Source organism: Psychrobacter sp. NPDC078501 (genome assembly GCF_044900935.1).
In the GTDB taxonomy this organism is placed as follows: domain Bacteria; phylum Pseudomonadota; class Gammaproteobacteria; order Pseudomonadales; family Moraxellaceae; genus Psychrobacter.
In genome coordinates this window covers 637321-656752 of the sequence record NZ_JBJDOS010000002.1, presented here as the reverse complement: position 1 = coordinate 656752, position 19432 = coordinate 637321, and the positions used below count along the sequence as shown (strand labels likewise).

Genomic DNA, 19432 nt, shown 5'->3' with positions numbered 1-19432 from the left:
GAAATTATTATAGAATCCTCTGCACTTATACGTTAGAACAAACCTCTATAACTCTTGCCTAATCCTACAAATATTTATACTATCAGGCAATCTTATAAAATAAGCACTCGTGATGAATCAAACGACTATTAACCAACTTTTAGCAGTACTACCTAGAAATAAAACTATTGAATCTGCTGTTTTAGGCTTGTTCTTTTACTGCGCGGACAAACCAAGCAAAGCTGTGAGTTATATTCAAGAGCCAAGTATTTGTATTGTACTGCAAGGTGAACGAGAGATTTACTTGGGTGCTGACTGTCAAAGGTTTGACAATAATAACTTGATGTTCTGTCCAGTTAACATACCGCTAAGTATGCATATCAAACACGCTTCGATAAAAAACCCTGTCATTGTTTTATCGATGAAATTAGATTTAGCTATGATTAGAGATGTATTAGCGCAGATACCGACCACACACCCAATGGCAGGCAGTCATTTAGGGATAAAGTGGCACTTAGATGACACCATAATGGACGCGTTTGAGCGATTGATACGCTTGCTTGATTATCCAAACGATATTGATTTTCTGTCTTCTTTAATTCAACAAGAAATATACTATCGCCTACTCTTGGCTGAGCAAGGCAACAAACTTAAGCAATTGGTCGTTAGCGGTAGCCATACACACCGCATTGCCCAAGCGACTGACTGGATAAAGGCACATCTAGATGAACCTATTATGGTTGAAAGCTTAGCTAGTAGATGCGGCATGAGTGTCTCAGGGTTTCATCAGCACTTTAAAGAAATAACCCAGCTGAGTCCGTTACAGTATCAGAAAAGCTTACGTTTAATGGAGGCTCGGCGATTAATCAAGGTGCATGGAGCGCAAATATCACAAGTAGCAATGCAAGTAGGCTACGAAAGTCCTAGTCAGTTCAGCCGAGAATATAAGCGATTGTTTGGTCTGAGTCCAAGTAATGAGTTGTAGTTATAGTTTTAGTTTTATTGCTTAATATAATGATTTTTTTGCTTAGGCTATTTACTATTATATTTATGGAATTCTTCCTTAAAAAACATCGTTTTTAAATTGAATGATTTATGGAGTATTTTAAATAAATAGAAAAATTGGTTGACTCAACTATATATTCGTATTATAACATATAATATATATTTAAAATAATGAATGTATAGGAGCAGCTTTACTCTGCGTACGATCAATGTGAAGCGGTCAAAAGAAAGCTTAGGGAGGAGATAACATGATTCGTTTAAGCTACACTCTCAAATGTTGGGCACTTGGTATCACGTTTTTTACAGTGTTCTACTTTATGGTAGTCATGAGTGACCCTGGCTTTAGTAAGTACATTTATATGTTGGCTTTTAGCACTTTGCTATTCCCTATTGCTAAGCGTGCAGTCGATATTATGACCGATTTTTTCGCACCAGATATTGAGCTGTTCAATGGATTGTTACCATCACTTTTAATCAATATTGTGATTTGGATGCTTACTCCATTTATCGTCGCATTAACTGTGATTGCCTATGTACTTTATAGCATGGGTGTACTGACAGAAAAGATTAGCCATTAAGTACCAATCATTAAGTGTCAATTATCAAGTACCGATCATTAAATACTAGTCATTAGATACCAGTCGCTAATTATCAGACATCAATAGCTTATAGAGAAGATAGTTTGCGAACTAGCTTCTCTAACTATGTATATAGCTACTAAAACGACTAATAGATTTAACTTACAACGGCTAGTTGCTGATTTTTTTGCCAACAAACTGTACTACAGCGCTAAGCCCTTGATGCCGCTTTCCTTCTGATACCATACGCAACTTCTCTACACCAATCACTTCGTTCAGCCCTACAAGCTCATTTTGAAAGTTCTCTAAAGCGCCAAAACGTTCACTTTGACTGGCTGGTGGTCCACCGACTGCCTCTGTTTCAAGCTGTCGTTCTGTATAAGCTTCGACGATAAATACTCCCTCTGGCTTGAGAGCGGTGCCAACTTGTGCATGTACGTATTGACGTACCGTTTCAGGCACGTGTGCCCAGATAGAAACTATAGCGTCCCATTTATCCTGACCAAAGTTATAATGTTCTAAATCAGCTACTTGGGTAGTAATAGCTACCCCTCTATCTTTGGCCAACTTATTCGCTTTGTTTAACCCTACTTCGGACATATCCATCGCAGTTACCTTGAAACCTTGCTCAGCTAAGAATACTGCATTCCTACCCTCTCCCTCTGCTAGACAAAGTACGTGTCCACCTACAGGTATCTGCTCAAATGTCTCTCTCAAAAAATCATTAGGTTCGGTGCCAAATGCGAACCCTGTGCCACTATAGCGTTCATCCCACATTTTAATCGTCCTTTTGTTTGAGATTGATATCTAATTTAGTAGGTAACATATTGCATTTAGAACGCTTAGTTATAGAGCCCATATCTTGAAATTGATGTATGCTCTATAACATAACGTACCATACAAAACTAAAATTTAGCCTAACTCACCTTGTCCCACATTTTGCTTAGACGCTTGGGCGATACTGCCATACGAGTTTTCATAGGCTGGGCAAACAGTTGAATACGATACTCTTCCACCATCCAACGATACTCACTGATAGCTTCTTTATCCGCACGTCCTGCTAGCCGCTCCATATGCAAATCAAGCGCGTATACACCATCGAGGTCAGCATCGAGGTTGTGCTCCAGACGCTCTAGTCGAATCTGTAGCGCTTCAAGATAACGTGGGTACTGTTGCCAATGGCTGTAATCCATCCGATAAACAAAATCAGCCAAATGTAAATCCTCTAGCTGATCTTCGATATCATCGATAGACTCACCAAATATTTCACGATCTAACATCAATAGCCCTTGGCGAATACGTTGCCAACGAGTGTAGACATTCTTAAGCGTTTTAATAACGCTTTGACCAGTTAATAAGAAATTATTCACTACCACTTCGAGAGTCTGGGCATACTCTTCAGAGGTAAACGGTAGCTCTTCGCTCAATCCAACTGCGATATCATCGGCGCTTTCTGGTAAATTCTCAGAATGATCAAATAAGACGTAGTGCTCTTCGAGAGCCGCGTCTAACGCAGCATCTATAACGATCGTTTTGAGTTTATCCATGTCGCCAAGTGGCGCAAATGCCAGTTTAAATATACTATCGATTTGGCTCGTTAACTGCTTTTTCTTTGCACCAAGTTTGCCTTTGATTAAAGTCAGCACCCCGATACGATGTGCTTGAAGTGCTGCATTGACATCAGTGTATTGATGAATCGATACAGCTTCTCCCGCTTCATCAGCGACAAGCGCTGCAAACTGTTTCATTACCACACCTGCGCTATGATGGTTTTTGCTAAAAGCAAAATGCTCAGGGAACTCAGTATGCACGCCTTGCTGTTCATTCACCGCTTGACTGGTCTCAGATGCATGACGAATCTGTAGGGTCTGCAGGTCACGGCCTTTTTCGATGATACGGTTTTTCTCATCGACCACGCAGATTTGTGGCTGCAAATAGCGATCAATCGTAGATGGATTGAAGTTCTCTGGCGTCACCGACATAATACCGCGACGATGTAATGCCTGACACAGCTGCTTCAGTAATCCTTGTCCACCCTTTGGCTGCAACTCATCAAACAAACTGTCTGCGGTATTGGGTATCGGTACGATTTGACGACGTATCTCCTTTGGCAGTGACTTGAGCAGCTGCAATACCAATTCATAGCGCCAACCGGGCACGCCCCACAGTAGCTCAATCGCGTCGAGTTGCGGTAATGCGGCAAGCGGTACACGTATAGTCACACCATCATCATCGCTGGCTGGATCAAAGATATAACGGAGTGGCAGTTTTAAATCGCCCAACTTCCACACCTCTGGGAAGTCCCCTGTAGTCGGCGCTTGGCTATTAAGTACATCTTTATCAGTAAAGAATAGATGCTTGGCATCATGCTTTTCGACTTCTGCACGCCAATCCTCAAACGCTTTACGACTAGCGACATGCTCAGGAATTTTCTTATCATAGAACTGATAGAGCGTCTCTTCATCCACCAACAAATCACGGCGACGCAGCTTGTCTTCGATACGCTCAACATGAGCAATCTTGTCCATATTATGTTGCAGAAATGGTGCATTGCGACCAAAGTTACCTGTCACCAAACCATCACGAATAAATATCTCTCGTGATTCAACTAAGTTAACTTGCTCATAGTTGGTCAGCTGCTTGCTGATAATGATCAAGCCAAACAAACTAATCTGCGCGTAAGCTTTGACGCGTCCTGTTTTCTTGGACCAGTGTGGTTCGAAGTAATGATATTTCAGCAAATCACCTGCCGCTGAAATAATCCATTCTGGTTCGATTTTGGCAACAGTACGCATAAAGACTTGTGAAGTCTCCACCATTTCAAATGCCATCACCCAAGGGGGTATTTGTTTAAACACTGTGCTGGCTGGGAATATCTTGGCCTTTTGCTGACGCGCAGCCAAATACTCACCGCGGCTTTCAGTCTTATGCGCGATGATAGACAACAATCCTGTTAACAGTGCTCTATGCAGATTGGCATATTTGACCGCTTTTAACTCTTCGTCTTCGATCGCTGTCGGATCATTGACAGCCACATTTTTATCAGAAGCTTTTGACTCATTGACATCAGTTAACTTCAGCTCAGTGACCATTTGCACCAACTGACGATGCGTCTGATGCCATTCACGTACACGCGGGAAGCTTAAATAGTTTTTCTTAGCAAACTGCTTACGCTGATTTCCAGACAGTTTATTGCCGTCTTCATCTTTTTCAAAAAGCGCCTTCCATAGACTCAGATAAAACAGAAAGTCAGAGTCGTCTTGACGGAAGACTGCATGCTTTTGATCCGCTTGCGTACGTTTATTGGCAGGACGCTCACGTGGATCCTGCACAGCAAGCGCTGCCACAACGATAAGCATTTCGCGAATACAATCAAAGTCAGAACCAGCCACCAGCATACGTGCCAGCCTTGGATCGATTGGCATACGTGCCATTTTCTGACCAGTTGCTGTCAAACGCAGATGATCAAGTCCTTTTCTCGCTTTTGGCTTGTTAGCTTTGTCTTGAGCAGCAATGTCCTTCTTAGAAGTAATAGCGCCCAACTCATCTAGCAATTTATGACCATCAGTGACCAATCGGCTATCAGGCGGCTCAATGAATTCAAAGTCATCTACACTACCTAGACGCAGGTTTGCCATCTGCAATATCACAGATGCCAAGTTAGTACGTAAAATCTCAGGCTCAGTAAACTCAGGGCGGCCACTAAAATCTTCTTCACTATAAAGACGAATACAAACACCTGGAGCAACACGGCCACAGCGACCTTTACGCTGATTGGCCGCTGCTTGCGAAATCGCTTCAATCGGTAAACGCTGTACGCGCGAGCGATACGAGTAACGCGAAATCCGCGCAAAACCCAAGTCAATCACATAGCGAATACCTGGCACGGTCAATGCAGTCTCAGCAACGTTGGTTGCGATAACAATACGGCGACCTCGACCCGATGGCTGAAAGATACGCTGCTGCTCTTCATAAGTCTGCCGTGCAAATAGTGGCAGCACTTCTGTATGGCGCGGGCCATGACGCTCAAGCACCTCTTGCGTTTCACGAATCTCTGCTTCAGTCGCAGCAAATATCAAAATATCAGCTTGATCGGCGTGACCTTTACTCTGCGCATCGCTAAAACACTCTTCAACAGCGGCAACCACAGCACGCGGCAGGTTCTCTTCAAAATCATCGTAGCTGTCATCTTCCGAGCTATTTACTGGCTCATCTGTCAAAGGACGATAACGGACTTCTACTGGAAAACTACGCCCTTCTACATTAAAAATAGGTGCAGGAACTTGCCGTTTAAGCTTGCTATCATAACGGCTGAAGTATTCACTAAAGCGCTTGGTATCGAGGGTTGCCGAGGTAATAATGACTTTTAAATCTGGACGCTTGGGCAGCATCTTTTTGAGATAACCCATAATAAAATCGATGTTTAAACTACGCTCGTGCGCCTCATCGATAATAATCGTATCGTACTTACTCAAGAACCGATCGTGACCCAACTCAGCGAGCAAAATACCATCCGTCATGAGCTTTACAACAGATTGCGCTGTCCCTTGCTCATTAAAGCGAATCTTAAAACTGACCGTATTACCTAATGGCTCACCCAGCTCTTCCGCGATACGGTTTGCCACACTACGAGCAGCCAATCGTCTCGGCTGTGTATGCCCTATCTGGCCTGTAATACCGCGCCCTGCCAGCATCGCAAGCTTAGGCAACTGCGTCGTTTTACCAGAACCGGTCTCACCAGCGACAATAATGACTTGATTATCGATAATCGCTTGTACTAAGTCTTCTGCGCGTTGGCTAACAGGCAAATCCAGATTTAGTTTGGCAGGTAAATCACTTGGAATACTATCGATACGTGCCTGCACAGCTTGTTGAGAACGTGTCTTTATTTTCTCGTACTGAGCACGTTTTTTAGCGAGCACATCATCTAGATTGTTCTTTTGTTCAGAACCATTATTAGATTTTTTATTCTTAGACACAGCAGGACGTGCCAGCTCTCGCTCAAGACGGCTTAAGTAGTAGCTGTCTTTAGCAAGTACTGGTAGATCCGCCAGTGGTACTGCTGGCTTCTTAGTATCTTGCTTCTTAACATCTTGAGTTTCATTTACAGTAGATGTGTCTGAATCGCTGTTTTTAGGAATATTGAGCTTAGAAGTATTAGGCATATTTGCTTAGGCTATTTATCATGTAGAAGTGGTTAGATTATGGGGGTAATTGGGGTATGATTCAAGTTAGTCGAGTCCTGATTGCTCTTGTATCAATAATGCTGAAACTATCACACATTACAGAACGTATCCGAACTTAAACTATCCATTAAGTTCATTTAATCAGGCGTGTATTGGGTTACTTTTATAAAATTTAGATAAACCTATTATAGCGCCAATTTTTTTAAATTCTTGATGCTTAGATAGCCGACGTACTCTTTGTCTTCTTTAGCATTCAGCTCATCTGTATCACTAATAGGCTCAATCGAAAGCTGAACATTGGAGATAAGATCGTTTACGTTATATATGTCATCTATATCTACTGCAAACTTATCATCAATATGAGAAGCTGCATTAAAAGGTGACATTTCATCTTTAAAAGTAAACTGCTTATAAAAATCACTTTTTTTTGCTTGTTTGATCGCGTCAGCTTGGTTGGGTGCAACGATAAGTAGCTTATAATGGAATTCTTCAAAGCTCCCCTGCTGATAGCCACCTAGATTAATAAAGAATAACTTTAAGTCAGAAGCAGCCTTTAATTGCTGACTTGGTTCAATTAACTTAATGGCATAACTACCCACTTTAGTAATTGCTCGATACGAATCAATATGCCATTTATTTTTTACCTCAGGCCAATGCTCATTGATATCTCCTATCAAGTCACTCACTTGACTGGCTGCACCAAAGAAAATATCGTGTTGCTCAATCAGACGGCCTTTAGGACGACCTCCAAGCTGAACCATATATAGTGTTAGCATTTTACGTAATCTCTATTGAATCAAAATCCATAGTTAATCTAAAGGTAATGCTGTTATTGCTAGGATAGAATGTTTTTAAGTACTGTCATACTGGAAACACTCTACCCGTCTTTAATGCAAATTCCCAATCTTCACGTCCGTTTCTTAGAGCCATATTTGCTGCTGCTTCATGGTCATAAGCGACCCTGACATGCTCAGTTTGCCAATGTTTACCTTGTTGAGTCTCAATACATTTGATAAGAGCATAATTAGCATGAGGCGAATAAGTTTGCATCTTATGAATAATAGGTAAATCATCTTCGTAAGCTGGATAGCCAACGCTACCACTATTTACAATAGTTTGTCCTGACGACAGTACTACTGTACGCGGGATGTGTGTATGACCACATAAGATAACATCATTATCAATACCATCAAGTAACGCCAATATAGTCGCATCATTACGCACTATTGGTTGACCCGTTTCGATATCCTCTAGTAAATATATCATGTCATCGGTCGGCGAACCGTGGCAGAGGTATACATCCTCACTTACATGAAAATCAAATGGCAAAGACCGCATCCATTCAATCGCTTTTTTAGAGAGATCTTTGATAATAAAACCCATGGTTGGATTATTAGCAATTTCTGCCGTAGTGGCTTCATAAATCTGTCTATCCTGATTACCTCTAATGGTAATAATATCATCTCGATTTGCCATTAATAGCTCATAAGTAGCATGAGGCGCTATTGGCCCATATAAAATATCACCAAGATTGACAATCTGATCAACATCTCGATATCTTATATCCGCAAGCACAGCTTCAAGGGCGTAGACATTACTATGAACATCTGAAATTGCAGCGATAGTTGTTATCTGTTTCTTTTCTAAGTTATCCATTTCCTGACTCACTAATCAAAAACTGCTTTACAACGTCAACGGTTGCTAACGGATCTTCTTCGTGCGGTACATGACCTAAGTTATCAAATATCTTAAGCTGACTATTACGTATATCTCTATGAAATAATGCGGCGTTTTCTACAGGAATAAGATCATCTTTTGCACCCCATAAGATCAAAGTCGGTATGTCCAGCTGCTTTATTTGAGCTTGATCACTGTCATCATCAGTCTCATTTAGGCGACGACTCAAAGCCTGCCGATTACCTTGGCGCAAGGTCAATTCATAATATCTATCAACCAAGGCATCGTTTACTTTGCTATTGTCTGCATACACGCTTAAAACGCTTTTTTCGACGACACTTCTGGGTAGGATAAGATTTAAAATTGGTGACAGCATTGGATATTTAGCAAGCTTAAAACCAATAGGAATATGTTTGGACGTTGCTGGATAACCAACTGAGTCTACCAATATTAACCGATCGACACGCTCAGGATACAAAGCGGCGGTGCGCCACGCTACCTTGCCTCCTAATGAATTACCGGCTAGCGTGACACGATCCAGCTTCAAATGATTGAGTACTTCAATGACAAATGCCGCATAATTTTCGCTACTATATTGTGTGCTTTCGTCCACGTAAGGACCGGTCAAACCGAACCCTGGCAAATCCATGCTCACGACACAGTATTGATCAGACAGCGCCTTGGTCCAGCCCTCCCATGTATGCAAACTTGCCGATGTACCATGCAATAAAACGATTGTTTCAGGTTGTTTTTTTTCGTCTGCATCGCCACGGTGTATATAACAATTAGCTGACTGCGCTACATGCGCCTGCATACCTTGTATGTCTATAAATTCGCTGTTGGGTAGTTGCCATTGTTTTAGCTCAGCGACGGTACGATCAGGTGCCCAGCATTTTGCTATAAATATCATTAACACAGCAATTGCGCCTATTACTATGAGACTAATTGCTTTTGATAAGTACTGTGTCATGTGATCAAATCCATTTAATAATATGACGTTAATAATAAACATTCTATACCGTTAGCTCATATGATAAGCCATAAAAAACCCCAACGTTCAATTTGTCTTGAACATCGGGGTTTCATTTATACTAAGCAGATATGACTAGGATTGTAATGACTACTTGATTATATCAAGAAAAAATACGCCCATAGCCCGATAACGATAGTAGCAATGATATTTAATATGATACCTGTACGAATCATTTCTGTCTGTTTGATCAAACCTGTACCGAACACAATAGCATTTGGCGGTGTGGCAACTGGCAACATAAAGGCACACGATGCACCAATACCGATGACCAATACGAGCACTTCATGTGGCAAACCCATCTGCTCTGCAATAGCGGCAAATACAGGTACTAGCAATGCTGCCGAGGCAGTATTGGAAGCAAATTCTGTCAAGAAAATAATAAATGCTGAGACTGCCATCATCACAACAATAAGTGGTGCCGAAGACAACGCAGTTGCTACGGTTTCCCCTAGTACCAAAGACGCCCCAGATACTTTCAAAATTGTCGATAGCGCAATACCACCACCAAACAACATGAGCACACCCCAATCCGTATTATCTGATACTTGCTTCCAAGATACCAACCCTAAGCTCACTACTGCTGCAGCTGCTGATAGTGCAACGATGGCATCAGTATCCGTGATGTCTAAAGCTGCTCCGATCTTTTTGGAGAATATCCAGCTCAATGCCGTAACGATAAAGACGATGATAGTGACGATACGTGGCTTGTTCCAAGCAATCGGCGCATCATCAACAAGGACAATAGTACGATTTAGGTTCGGCTTTAGATACAAATACATCGCACCCAACAGTACTGGTAATAGTATCAGCATCATTGGGATACCAAACTTCATCCAGTCTACAAAGGCAATATCGAGCGCCTTTGCGGCAATAGCATTGGGCGGCGAACCAACAATCGTACCTAGACCACCAAGGCTGGCTGAATAAGCAATACCTAATAGTACAAAAACAAACGTACCGCGGTCTTTTTCACGATCAACTTGCGTCAAGATACCGAGTGCCAATGGGAGCATCATCGCAGCTGTAGCAGTATTCGATATCCACATCGACAAAAATGCCGTCACACCAAATATCAAAAATACAGCTGTACTCAGTTTGCCACCAGACATCGATAGAATCTTTAGTGCGATCTTTTTATCTAGCTGCTGCACATGCAATGCTGCTGCCAAAGCAAAACCACCAAAGAACAGATAAATAGTAGGATTGGCAAAGCTTTGCAGACCGATTTCAGCATCGAAGTCTGGTATGCCAACCAAGGCACCGATTACTACGACAAGTAGCGCTGTTATGGTGACGTGCACAGCTTCTGTAAGCCAAAGTACCCCAATAAAAAACAGGACTGCGAGACCTTTATTCGCATTGATATCGAACGGCAACACATTATAAATAATCAACGCAATAATCGCGGCAATCGCGACAACGACTAGCCCTTTGCCTGTACCTTTTGGGAAAGTATCAGTAAATAAATATTCATTGCCATCATTAGGAAGATGACTATCTAGCTTTTGCTCTGACATAGAATGTCCTTATTGAATCAAAGACGGTGTAAGAAACCTAAAAATAAAACATAAATTATCGGTTAGTGTATTTTGATAATACATATGACCACTGAGGTAAATCTAATTATCTGCAGACATCACTTGAGATATATACGTCGAAACTCGCTTTTCTACAACTTATGCTAGTAATTCGCAAACTTAGTCATTAATCATGTGATCAGCTTCATTATTAGTTGCATCGTTAATTGCATCATTAGTTACACATAGTCACTAAACAAGTGTACTCTGTATATGTACAAGACTATGACCACATTGCATACTAGATAAGTTAAATAAAAGCCAAGCGCTACTAAATACGAGCGTCAACAAATAAAGATTTAATTAAAACATCTCTATTAAGAAGTAAATAAAAATACTGGAGTACTTTATGACAGACTCAAATAAAACGGACTCAACGACCAAAATGGCACCAAAAGACATCAATCAAGATGGCCTAGTTAAAGAAGATCAACAACGTACTGACGACTCTATGCTTGATATGATGCAAGGGATGCATGAGCACGAAGATCATAAAGAATAAGACCAAAGCATGTTTTAACAGCTCGCTATTCTACACCTAAATAAACATGCAAAAACCAATATGGTTAATAATAGGCACGATAGGCGTTTATCACTATGATAAGCGCCTATCTTTTTTTGGTTCTCTCACTTCTGGCAGATGATCTGAGACATAGTTGTATACAAATGCTGCTGTCGACACAATGGCGATGGGAACAAACAAAGCATCATAGCTGACTTTTGCAAACAAGAAAGCACCTACTGCACTACCACCGCAGAAGCAATACCAGATAATGGCTTGGAACCCCAAGGTTGGCTTACTAATAGAACGACCAGCAAGCCAGTTACCGATTGCTGCACCCATGTCTGATGTCAGCCCTGTTAAGTGAGTGGTACGAATGACCGCCCCACTATAAGTTGCCACCATCGCATTTTGCAGTCCACATGCCATTGCTGCTGCTAATTGCCCCAAGTAATCATGCTGCTGATATAACCAATAACTCACCAACAGTAGTGCTGCTTCTAGATATAGCGCTCGCCCATAACGACGACCGAGTTTCAATGATGTCTGTCCAATGACAAAGCCGCTTAGTATAGCCCCTGCCAAAAAGGACAGCAACAAGGTACCAATATATAAAATACTACGCGCGTCTGAATGAGCGATTGCTGCTGCAAACAAGCTTACATTGCCCGTGACATGCGACACTGATAAATTGGCAAACCCCATTAATGCCGTCGTATTCACGCAACCAGCACTAAATGCCAATACCGCCCCGCCCCATAGTATCCACTTTGGTAACTTGGTTATCATATCCCTCGCTCAAAAGCACTTAACTAAAAGTGCACACTGCTAAAAAAAGCACGTAGCCAAAAAGACTCATAGTATAACTAGAAAAGACAGCCAATTGGCTGTCTTTTCTATTATCAAACGAATCATTTATAACAATTACTGTGCTGGTTCATCAAGCATCATCAACTGCTCACTGATAGCAACTGTATTAAAACCTGCATCAACGAACATAATCTCACCTGTGATACCAGATGCCCAAGGCGACAATAGGAACAATGCGGCGTTACCTACTTCTGTCTGTGTGATGTTGCGCTGTAGTGGCGCAATTTTTTCGCTGATATCGAGCATTTTACGGAAAGATTTAATGCCACTAGCCGCTAGCGTGCGGATAGGACCTGCAGATATCGCATTAACACGAATACCTTCACCGCCCATAGACGTTGCTAAATAACGAACGCTGGCTTCTAAACTGGCTTTTGCCATACCCATGACATTGTAGTTTGGCAATACCGAAATGCTGCCTTCGTAGGTCAATGTCAACATAGAGCCATGGCGCATCGCTAGTAACTCACGAGACGCTTTAGCCAATGCAACGAAGCTATAGCTAGAGATATCATGCGCGATATGACTGCCTTCACGAGTCGTGGCATTGACAAAATCGCCATCCAACTGATCCATCGGTGCAAAACCAATGGCATGTACCACACCATTAATACCGTCGCCCCAGTGAGCAGTCACTTGCTCAAAGCATGCAGCAATTGACTCATCAGAAGCTACGTCACATTCTAGAACCAAATCTGCTTCAAATTTTTCAGCGGCCATATCGACGCGTTTTTTGATTTTATCATTCGGGTAAGTCAGAATTAGTGAAGCCCCTTCGCGGTGCAGCGCTTCTGCGATAGCCCAAGCGATAGAGAGTTTACTTGCGATGCCAGTTACGACAAATCGTTGTCCTTGCAATAGCATAAGATTTCCTTTTGAATCAATCGAGATGATTTAGAATAAGAATTTATTTAGAGTAATTAGAAGATTGAGACTACTAAATAGTACAAATGAAAAGATGAGTTATTATACACGAATTAATTTAAGTAAACAGTCGTAAACTGTATTTGGTTCTTGTTATTGGATTGACTAATAAAAACAACTAATGATGTCAAAATGACCAATAGCAACTTATCACTTGAAGTAGTATCGAAAATGAGAGTTTTTCGTGAGTTATTAGATAGTATTTTAGCATCAACGCTTCACGATAAAATACTCAGGCTATAGCAGATCGCTTATTTTGTGAGAAAAATCGCACTTCGAATATTAACACTATAATCGTTCAGACTGAGTACCAAGCACCCCTTTATTGATTAAAGACTCAACTGCTAGCCACAGCAGTATGAAGTTCAGCAGATTTCGAGTATAATCACAGCCCTTCCCAGCTTGCACAATTTTTATAAGAATCCTCACATGATAGGATTCAACGTTAAGCTACACCCACATTTTGGATGGCTGCCAAACTTATGAGTAACACCCCCATCATAACCCCAGATTATAAAGAAAGTACCGAATCTTATCGCCAACTGATTGCTTCAACTGGCGAAGACTTAGATCGTCCGGGTTTGCTAGATACGCCTGTACGTGCTGCAAAAGCTTTTGCCCATCTGACCCAAGGCTATCATCAAAGTATAGATGAAGTGGTCAATGATGCTGTGTTTCCATCAGCGAATCGCGAGCTGGTACTGGTACAGAACATTGAGTTTTATTCACTGTGTGAGCATCATATGCTACCGTTCCATGGTGTCGCTCATATCGGCTACTTACCTGACGGCCAAGTACTGGGACTGTCAAAATTTGCCCGTATCGTCGATATGTTTGCCCGTCGTTTGCAAATACAGGAAAACCTAAGTGAGCAGATTGCACAGACTATCATGGATGTTACTGGCTGCCGCGGTGTAGCAGTCGTCATGGATGCATCGCATATGTGTATGATGATGCGCGGTGTTAGCAAACAACATTCAACCACGCGTAGTACCGCGATGCTTGGTGAATATCAACACAACAATCAAGCCCGTAATGAATTTTTGGGTGCGGTACCTAAACGTCAACCAGCGTTTTAAGTCGCTGTTAATTGATTAGGCTGTTGTGAATAACAACCAAATAAAAAGGACGCATATGATGCGTCCTTTTTATTTGACTGAGTGATGGAAAAATAGTACTAACCAATTGGTTTTACATCATCTATCCAATCGCTATAACCAGCAGCTTCCATATCTGCAAGTGGAATAAAGCGGAGCGCTGCTGAATTCATGCAATAGCGCTTGCCTGTCGGTGCTGGACCGTCATCAAATACATGTCCCACGTGTGAGTCCGCGTAACGGCTACGAACTTCAGTACGGGTTCCAAATATTCCTCGATCTGGCTTTTCAACCACTAAGCTCGTATCCAATGGGCGAGTAAAGCTCGGCCAGCCCGTACCAGACTTATATTTATCACGCGAAGAATACAGTGGCTCACCAGATACGACGTCTACATACAATCCAGGCTCTTTATTATCCCAGTACTCATTATCAAAGGCGCGCTCGGTACCTTCTTTTTGTGTGACCTTGTACTGAATATCACTAAGGGACTTCTTTAGCGCATCTTGTGAAGGTTTTACAAATATATCTGGGTTAAAACCTTTGCCTACCTTACTATCCGATGTGTTATTTGGCGTCACTTGCTGTGTGCTATCTGCTTCGGGCGTAAACTTACTAAAATCAAGCTCATAGTTTTTACCATAGACACTCTCGATAAATTGATAGCGACCAGAATTAAAGGTATAAGCTTTATAGCGTATCGGGTTCTTTTTATAATAATCCTGATGATACTCTTCAGCAGGATAAAAAGTGCTAGCAGGTACAATCTCAATCACTACTGGATTGTCATACACACCAGATGCTTGCAGGGATTGCTTGGCTGCTTCTGCGATTTGCTTTTCTTGCGCATTGTTATAGAAAATTGCTGGACGGTACTGTGTGCCGCGATCAACATACTGCCCTTTATCATCAGTAGGATCAGCGATTCTCCATAGCGCCTGTACTATGCCATTGTAAGTAATCTTCTTAGGATCATAATACACCTGCGCCGCTTCTGTATGCCCAGTACCACCTGCCGACACCTGCTTGTAGGTTGGGTTTTCAGCGGTGCCACCCGTATAGCCAGACACGACTTCTACCACGCCAGGGATTTTTTCATAACCTGCTTCAACACACCAAAAACACCCACCCGCTACCGTGGCTACTGCCAGTCCTGGCGTAGTCGGTGCATATGGGTTAGCGGCAGTTGTATTCTTTACAGTAGAGCTGTTTTCAGTTGATGCGCAGCCTGCGTAAATCGCACTACTCGCTATAATAACTAACCCTATAATTTTAGATGGTAATATGCGGTTCATGAAAATCTCCTAAGCGTAAATTCCTTTAAATATCCTAACGCTTTTGTATCACTGAAACATTCCTATACTGTTATATATTTACAGTTTATTAAGATAATTTTTATCAACTGAGTCTAGGGCGTGTCCTCAATTCAATCGATAGTCATCTAAATGGGTTAAAAATGGCTAAATCTTGCCAAACGGTGTCAAATAGCTGACTAATATCTCAATATTATCTGCGCTATTTTCCTTGTTTGACTGCTATTTATCTCATTTTTATCACCATTTTTAAAATGAGGACACGCCCTAATCACAAGATAAATTAAACGGTTATTTGATAATGATTATATATTTTAGTATGAGTTAACTATAGAAATAGGACGAAAGCTTTATTATATTAAATGTAATAAAAAAGCCTATCCTCCAAAGAGTAATAGACTTTTTTATTTTAATATCACTAGCTCTATAAAAAACTATGACGCTGTTTCATTATTACTATCAGCACGTTCGTCACTTGCCTGCTTAATCTTCGTTAGAATTTCTTTGATTTCAGTTGCTGATAGATAGGTTGGCACGGCATAAGTATCACTGACTTCTTTTGCAGCTGCCTTTGCAATATCATCAAAGTCGCCGGTTTGCATACCATTGACAGTCGGATCGATGTTTAGATCTGCAATCAAGTTTCTAACTTGGGTGATAAGGTGATCTGCTATCTCTCTATCACCATTGGCTGCTTGACCATCCTGTACCATACCAGTTCTTTTCGCCAATGCAGCCAGTCTTTTCTTGCTCGCTTTGCGATTGACGTCGAGCACATAAGGCAACACGATGGCGTTAGCACGGCCATGCGGAATACTATAGTAAGCGCCTAACTGATGCGCGATAGCATGCACATAACCCAAACCTGCTTTGTTAAAGGCGATCCCGCCGTAATGAGCGGCGATACCCATCTCTTCTCTTGCTTTTAGATTGCCACCGTCTTTATAAGCTAGTGGTAGATAATGCATGACAGATTTTACGGCAGAGGCTGCATAGTAATCTGTCTCTACGCTGGCATTGGCACTCATCCATGCTTCTAGTGCATGGGTCAATACATCAATACCAGTATCTGCTGTGATATGGGCTGGCATGCCTTTCATGATAACTGGGTCAATCGCTGCGGCTAGCGGTACCATTCTTGGATCGATAGACAATGCTTTTTGATGCGTTTTGTCATCAGACACTACTGCACCAAGTGTCGCTTCTGAACCTGTGCCAGCCGTCGTTGGTACGCAGTATAAAGGCGTCGCAGGCTTTCTTGCTTTAAGAATACCGATTAGCTGTTTGGGCTTGCACTTGTTGCCTTGAGACATGGCTATCATTTTGGCCGCATCGATCACTGAGCCGCCGCCAATGGCTACGATAGAGTCACAATTGGCCTCTATAGATTGACGGAGCCCTTCTTCAACTACTTTAAAAGTAGGGTCTGGTGTAATACCGTCATAGATGTGATAACTGATATTTTTCGCATCTAGATAATCAGTGACTTTCGCAGGTATACCCAGTTTGTTGAGCACCGTATCCGTGACGATAAACACATTGGTATTGCCTTCATTGATAAGCATATCGCATAGCTCATCGCAGGCAGTCTCGCCAACGAATAACATTGGTCTTCTTATAGGTATCACATAAGATACTGCTTTTAATACCTTTGCCCGAGTCTTAGCGACAGCCAAATAACCAGCATGCTGCAAACTGTTGTTCTTTACCAATTTAGTAATACTGTTTTGTGTTTTCATGAGCACAAAAATCCTTTTTAATGATGGTTTTAACTGCAATAAAGACCGTTTGGGGCAGCCAGTTAAATATTACTAATTTACGAGCGCCAGAATGTATAAAGATACGTATCACAGCATTATAAAATGTCAGCTCTCTAAAATTATTGTACCACTGCTCTTTTCAATATGTCGCTATTATTATGAACTGCGATGTGTCAGTTTTATACTAGGTCGCTTATTTTAGTCGCTTAGTTTGATTGATCAATTTAAGTGGCTACAGTAAGTCGTTTAAACTAGCCAGTAATTGCCTTTAACAGTTGCTGAGTATAAATATGTTGTGGCTGATTAAAGAGATCTTCGGTACGTCCAGATTCCACACACACTCCTTGTTTTAACACCATAATATGCTGACACAGTGCACGTACTACCTTGAGATCATGACTGATAAAGACATAGCTGACTTGCAGCCTTTCTTGTATTTCACGTAATAAACTAACTACTGTTACCTGTGTGGTACTATCGAGCGCAGAAGTAGGCTCATCCAATATAAGTAGACTGGGTTTCATAATTAGTGCGCGCGCCAGTGCCACGCGTTGACGCTGGCCACCTGACAGCTCATGAGGATAACGCTGCGCAAATGCTAAAGGCAAATGTACCGTAGCAAGACTATCTAGCACCGCTTGCTGACGGGCGATTTTTTCCACGCCTTGTACCAGCAGCCCTTCTTCAACGATTTGCATGACCGTCATACGCGGATTAATACTGGCAAACGGATCTTGAAATACCATCTGTATCTGCGCGCGGAAGTTACGTAGCGCTTTTTTGGACAATATCGAAATATCTTGCCCGTTGACCACTATCTGCCCATTCACACGTGCTTGATTGCTCAGTAGTTGGCTAAGCGCCAGCGCAATGGTGGTTTTTCCAGAGCCAGACTCACCGACGATACCCAATGCTTGGCCTTTTTGTAGCGTCATATCGACATCTTTGACCGCATCGAACCAGCGCTTGGTACCACCAAACAGGCTTTTTTCAATTGGGAACTGTACATTAAGACGCTTCACTTCTAATACGCTTGATTGTTTATCTACGTTATCATCTTCTATGGTTAATGCTTGCCCAAAGTCTTGCTGAATAAGCGTCCGAGTATAATCGGCTTTGGGCTGACTAAATACCGCTGACGTTTGACCCTGCTCAATGGTTTGGCCTTGCCGCATGACGATGACCTCATCACTATAGCGCCTGACCAGATTGAGATCATGACTGATTAATATCATCGCCATATTGTGCTTGCGTTTGAGATCATCTAGTAGCGCCAAAATCTCATGCTGCAAGGTAACATCGAGCGCAGTCGTTGGCTCATCAGCAATCAAAATATCAGGCTGCTGAGCCAATGCCATCGCAATCATCACTCGCTGACGCTGACCACCTGATAACTCATGTGGGTAACGATTCAATTTGTCAGCAGGATCTGCAATATTGACATCATTTAGCAAAGCGATGCTGGTGTCTCGCCATTGCTTCTTAGGTACGCCGCTTAGACGCAACGATTCAGCAATTTGTTTAGCGACTGTATGCAACGGATTTAATGCGGTCATCGGCTCCTGAAATACCATACCGATACGCTGTCCACGAATAGACCGTAGTGCAGCGTTACGCGCCTTATCATTCGCTATGGGCAATGTAGACATGCCTGCCGTACTTGCCAACTGAACTTCACCAGTAATCGTTAAACTATCTGGTAACAGACCTAGTAGCGCAAGACTGGCAATCGATTTGCCAGAGCCTGACTCACCAACGATGGCCAAAGTTTGCCCTTGTCTTAGCTCATAAGACAGCGCATCGACCAACTGGACACCTGTAGTCGTCGTGATAGTTAATCTATCTACAGTTAGCATAAGCTTATCTTGTGCACGATGAAGACTTTCATTTGGCGCATTGCTGTGCTTGGTGGCGATCATATTTTCAGTCAT

General features: G+C 42.1%; 15 protein-coding genes. 4 read left to right on the top strand and 11 right to left on the bottom strand.

Annotation, left to right across the window (positions count from 1 at the left end; all coding sequences use genetic code 11):
• Nucleotides 1–112 precede the first annotated feature (112 nt).
• Together ACI2IW_RS05675 and ACI2IW_RS05670 are read left to right on the top strand one after the other, a co-directional pair.
• Nucleotides 113–964, top strand: a complete 852-nt coding sequence (locus ACI2IW_RS05675) for an AraC family transcriptional regulator N-terminal domain-containing protein (protein ID WP_404692955.1) — start codon at nt 113–115, stop codon at nt 962–964.
• Nucleotides 965–1232: 268 nt separating this feature from the next.
• Nucleotides 1233–1562 carry a hypothetical protein gene (locus ACI2IW_RS05670; RefSeq protein ID WP_404692954.1) on the top strand — a complete coding sequence of 110 codons (330 nt, stop codon included), beginning with the start codon at nt 1233–1235 and terminating at the stop codon, nt 1560–1562.
• Nucleotides 1563–1733: 171 nt separating this feature from the next.
• Here ACI2IW_RS05670 and ACI2IW_RS05665 read toward each other — a convergent pair whose 3' ends face one another.
• The 6 genes from ACI2IW_RS05665 to ACI2IW_RS05640 all read right to left on the bottom strand — a co-directional run bounded on the left by ACI2IW_RS05665 (nt 1734) and on the right by ACI2IW_RS05640 (nt 10975).
• Nucleotides 1734–2339 carry an SAM-dependent methyltransferase gene (locus ACI2IW_RS05665; RefSeq protein WP_404692953.1) on the bottom strand — a complete coding sequence of 202 codons (606 nt, stop codon included), beginning with the start codon at nt 2337–2339 and terminating at the stop codon, nt 1734–1736.
• A gap of 140 nt (nt 2340–2479) precedes the next feature.
• On the bottom strand, nt 2480–6727 hold the full coding sequence (gene hrpA, locus ACI2IW_RS05660; RefSeq protein ID WP_404692952.1) for an ATP-dependent RNA helicase HrpA: 4248 nt from the start codon (nt 6725–6727) through the stop codon (nt 2480–2482).
• A 206-nt stretch (nt 6728–6933) separates the two neighbouring features.
• On the bottom strand, nt 6934–7524 hold the full coding sequence (locus ACI2IW_RS05655) for a DUF1543 domain-containing protein (RefSeq protein WP_404692951.1): 591 nt from the start codon (nt 7522–7524) through the stop codon (nt 6934–6936).
• Nucleotides 7525–7609: 85 nt separating this feature from the next.
• A complete protein-coding gene (locus ACI2IW_RS05650) occupies nt 7610–8404 on the bottom strand; it encodes a metallophosphoesterase family protein (protein WP_404692950.1) in 795 nt (264 codons plus the stop codon).
• On the bottom strand, nt 8397–9335 hold the full coding sequence (locus tag ACI2IW_RS05645; protein ID WP_404692998.1) for an alpha/beta fold hydrolase: 939 nt from the start codon (nt 9333–9335) through the stop codon (nt 8397–8399). The genes ACI2IW_RS05650 and ACI2IW_RS05645 overlap by 8 nt, the downstream gene beginning before the upstream one ends.
• Before the next feature lie 218 nt (nt 9336–9553).
• Nucleotides 9554–10975 (bottom strand): SLC13 family permease, encoded by a 1422-nt coding sequence (locus ACI2IW_RS05640; RefSeq protein ID WP_404692949.1) that lies wholly within the window; start codon nt 10973–10975, stop codon nt 9554–9556.
• Nucleotides 10976–11384: 409 nt separating this feature from the next.
• Here ACI2IW_RS05640 and ACI2IW_RS05635 point away from each other — a divergent pair, with 409 nt between their 5' ends.
• Complete coding sequence (locus ACI2IW_RS05635; RefSeq protein WP_404692948.1) at nt 11385–11537, top strand: hypothetical protein; 153 nt, start codon at nt 11385–11387, stop codon at nt 11535–11537.
• A gap of 93 nt (nt 11538–11630) precedes the next feature.
• Here ACI2IW_RS05635 and ACI2IW_RS05630 read toward each other — a convergent pair whose 3' ends face one another.
• Nucleotides 11631–12326: a YoaK family protein gene (locus ACI2IW_RS05630; protein ID WP_057760330.1), complete on the bottom strand. Its 696-nt coding sequence runs from the start codon at nt 12324–12326 to the stop codon at nt 11631–11633.
• Between the two features lie 135 nt (nt 12327–12461).
• Complete coding sequence (locus ACI2IW_RS05625; RefSeq protein ID WP_341609266.1) at nt 12462–13271, bottom strand: enoyl-ACP reductase; 810 nt, start codon at nt 13269–13271, stop codon at nt 12462–12464.
• 542 nt (nt 13272–13813) lie between these two features.
• On the opposite strand from ACI2IW_RS05625, the gene folE reads away from it, so the two are divergent.
• Complete coding sequence (gene folE, locus ACI2IW_RS05620) at nt 13814–14410, top strand: GTP cyclohydrolase I FolE (protein ID WP_185156591.1); 597 nt, start codon at nt 13814–13816, stop codon at nt 14408–14410.
• Between the two features lie 98 nt (nt 14411–14508).
• On the opposite strand, the gene msrB is transcribed toward folE, so the two are convergent.
• From msrB to ACI2IW_RS05605, 3 genes are all read right to left on the bottom strand, one after another.
• Nucleotides 14509–15723 carry a peptide-methionine (R)-S-oxide reductase MsrB gene (msrB, locus tag ACI2IW_RS05615; RefSeq protein WP_404692947.1) on the bottom strand — a complete coding sequence of 405 codons (1215 nt, stop codon included), beginning with the start codon at nt 15721–15723 and terminating at the stop codon, nt 14509–14511.
• A 452-nt stretch (nt 15724–16175) separates the two neighbouring features.
• Complete coding sequence (locus ACI2IW_RS05610) at nt 16176–17480, bottom strand: iron-containing alcohol dehydrogenase (RefSeq protein ID WP_404692946.1); 1305 nt, start codon at nt 17478–17480, stop codon at nt 16176–16178.
• A 272-nt stretch (nt 17481–17752) separates the two neighbouring features.
• Complete coding sequence (locus ACI2IW_RS05605) at nt 17753–19432, bottom strand: ABC transporter ATP-binding protein (protein ID WP_404692945.1); 1680 nt, start codon at nt 19430–19432, stop codon at nt 17753–17755.

What these genes read in the sequence shown, in the direction of transcription:
- ACI2IW_RS05650 (WP_404692950.1), bottom strand. Translation starts at nt 8,404, where the DNA reads ATGGATAACTTAGAAAAGAAACAGATAACAACTATCGCTGCAATTTCA.
- ACI2IW_RS05640 (WP_404692949.1), bottom strand. Translation starts at nt 10,975, where the DNA reads ATGTCAGAGCAAAAGCTAGATAGTCATCTTCCTAATGATGGCAATGAA.
- ACI2IW_RS05605 (WP_404692945.1), bottom strand. Translation starts at nt 19,432, where the DNA reads ATGACTGAAAATATGATCGCCACCAAGCACAGCAATGCGCCAAATGAA.
- ACI2IW_RS05675 (WP_404692955.1), top strand. Translation starts at nt 113, where the DNA reads ATGAATCAAACGACTATTAACCAACTTTTAGCAGTACTACCTAGAAAT.
- ACI2IW_RS05670 (WP_404692954.1), top strand. Translation starts at nt 1,233, where the DNA reads ATGATTCGTTTAAGCTACACTCTCAAATGTTGGGCACTTGGTATCACG.
- ACI2IW_RS05665 (WP_404692953.1), bottom strand. Translation starts at nt 2,339, where the DNA reads ATGTGGGATGAACGCTATAGTGGCACAGGGTTCGCATTTGGCACCGAA.
- hrpA (WP_404692952.1), bottom strand. Translation starts at nt 6,727, where the DNA reads ATGCCTAATACTTCTAAGCTCAATATTCCTAAAAACAGCGATTCAGAC.
- ACI2IW_RS05645 (WP_404692998.1), bottom strand. Translation starts at nt 9,335, where the DNA reads ATGATATTTATAGCAAAATGCTGGGCACCTGATCGTACCGTCGCTGAG.
- folE (WP_185156591.1), top strand. Translation starts at nt 13,814, where the DNA reads ATGAGTAACACCCCCATCATAACCCCAGATTATAAAGAAAGTACCGAA.
- ACI2IW_RS05610 (WP_404692946.1), bottom strand. Translation starts at nt 17,480, where the DNA reads ATGAAAACACAAAACAGTATTACTAAATTGGTAAAGAACAACAGTTTG.
- ACI2IW_RS05635 (WP_404692948.1), top strand. Translation starts at nt 11,385, where the DNA reads ATGACAGACTCAAATAAAACGGACTCAACGACCAAAATGGCACCAAAA.
- msrB (WP_404692947.1), bottom strand. Translation starts at nt 15,723, where the DNA reads ATGAACCGCATATTACCATCTAAAATTATAGGGTTAGTTATTATAGCG.
- ACI2IW_RS05630 (WP_057760330.1), bottom strand. Translation starts at nt 12,326, where the DNA reads ATGATAACCAAGTTACCAAAGTGGATACTATGGGGCGGGGCGGTATTG.
- ACI2IW_RS05655 (WP_404692951.1), bottom strand. Translation starts at nt 7,524, where the DNA reads ATGCTAACACTATATATGGTTCAGCTTGGAGGTCGTCCTAAAGGCCGT.
- ACI2IW_RS05625 (WP_341609266.1), bottom strand. Translation starts at nt 13,271, where the DNA reads ATGCTATTGCAAGGACAACGATTTGTCGTAACTGGCATCGCAAGTAAA.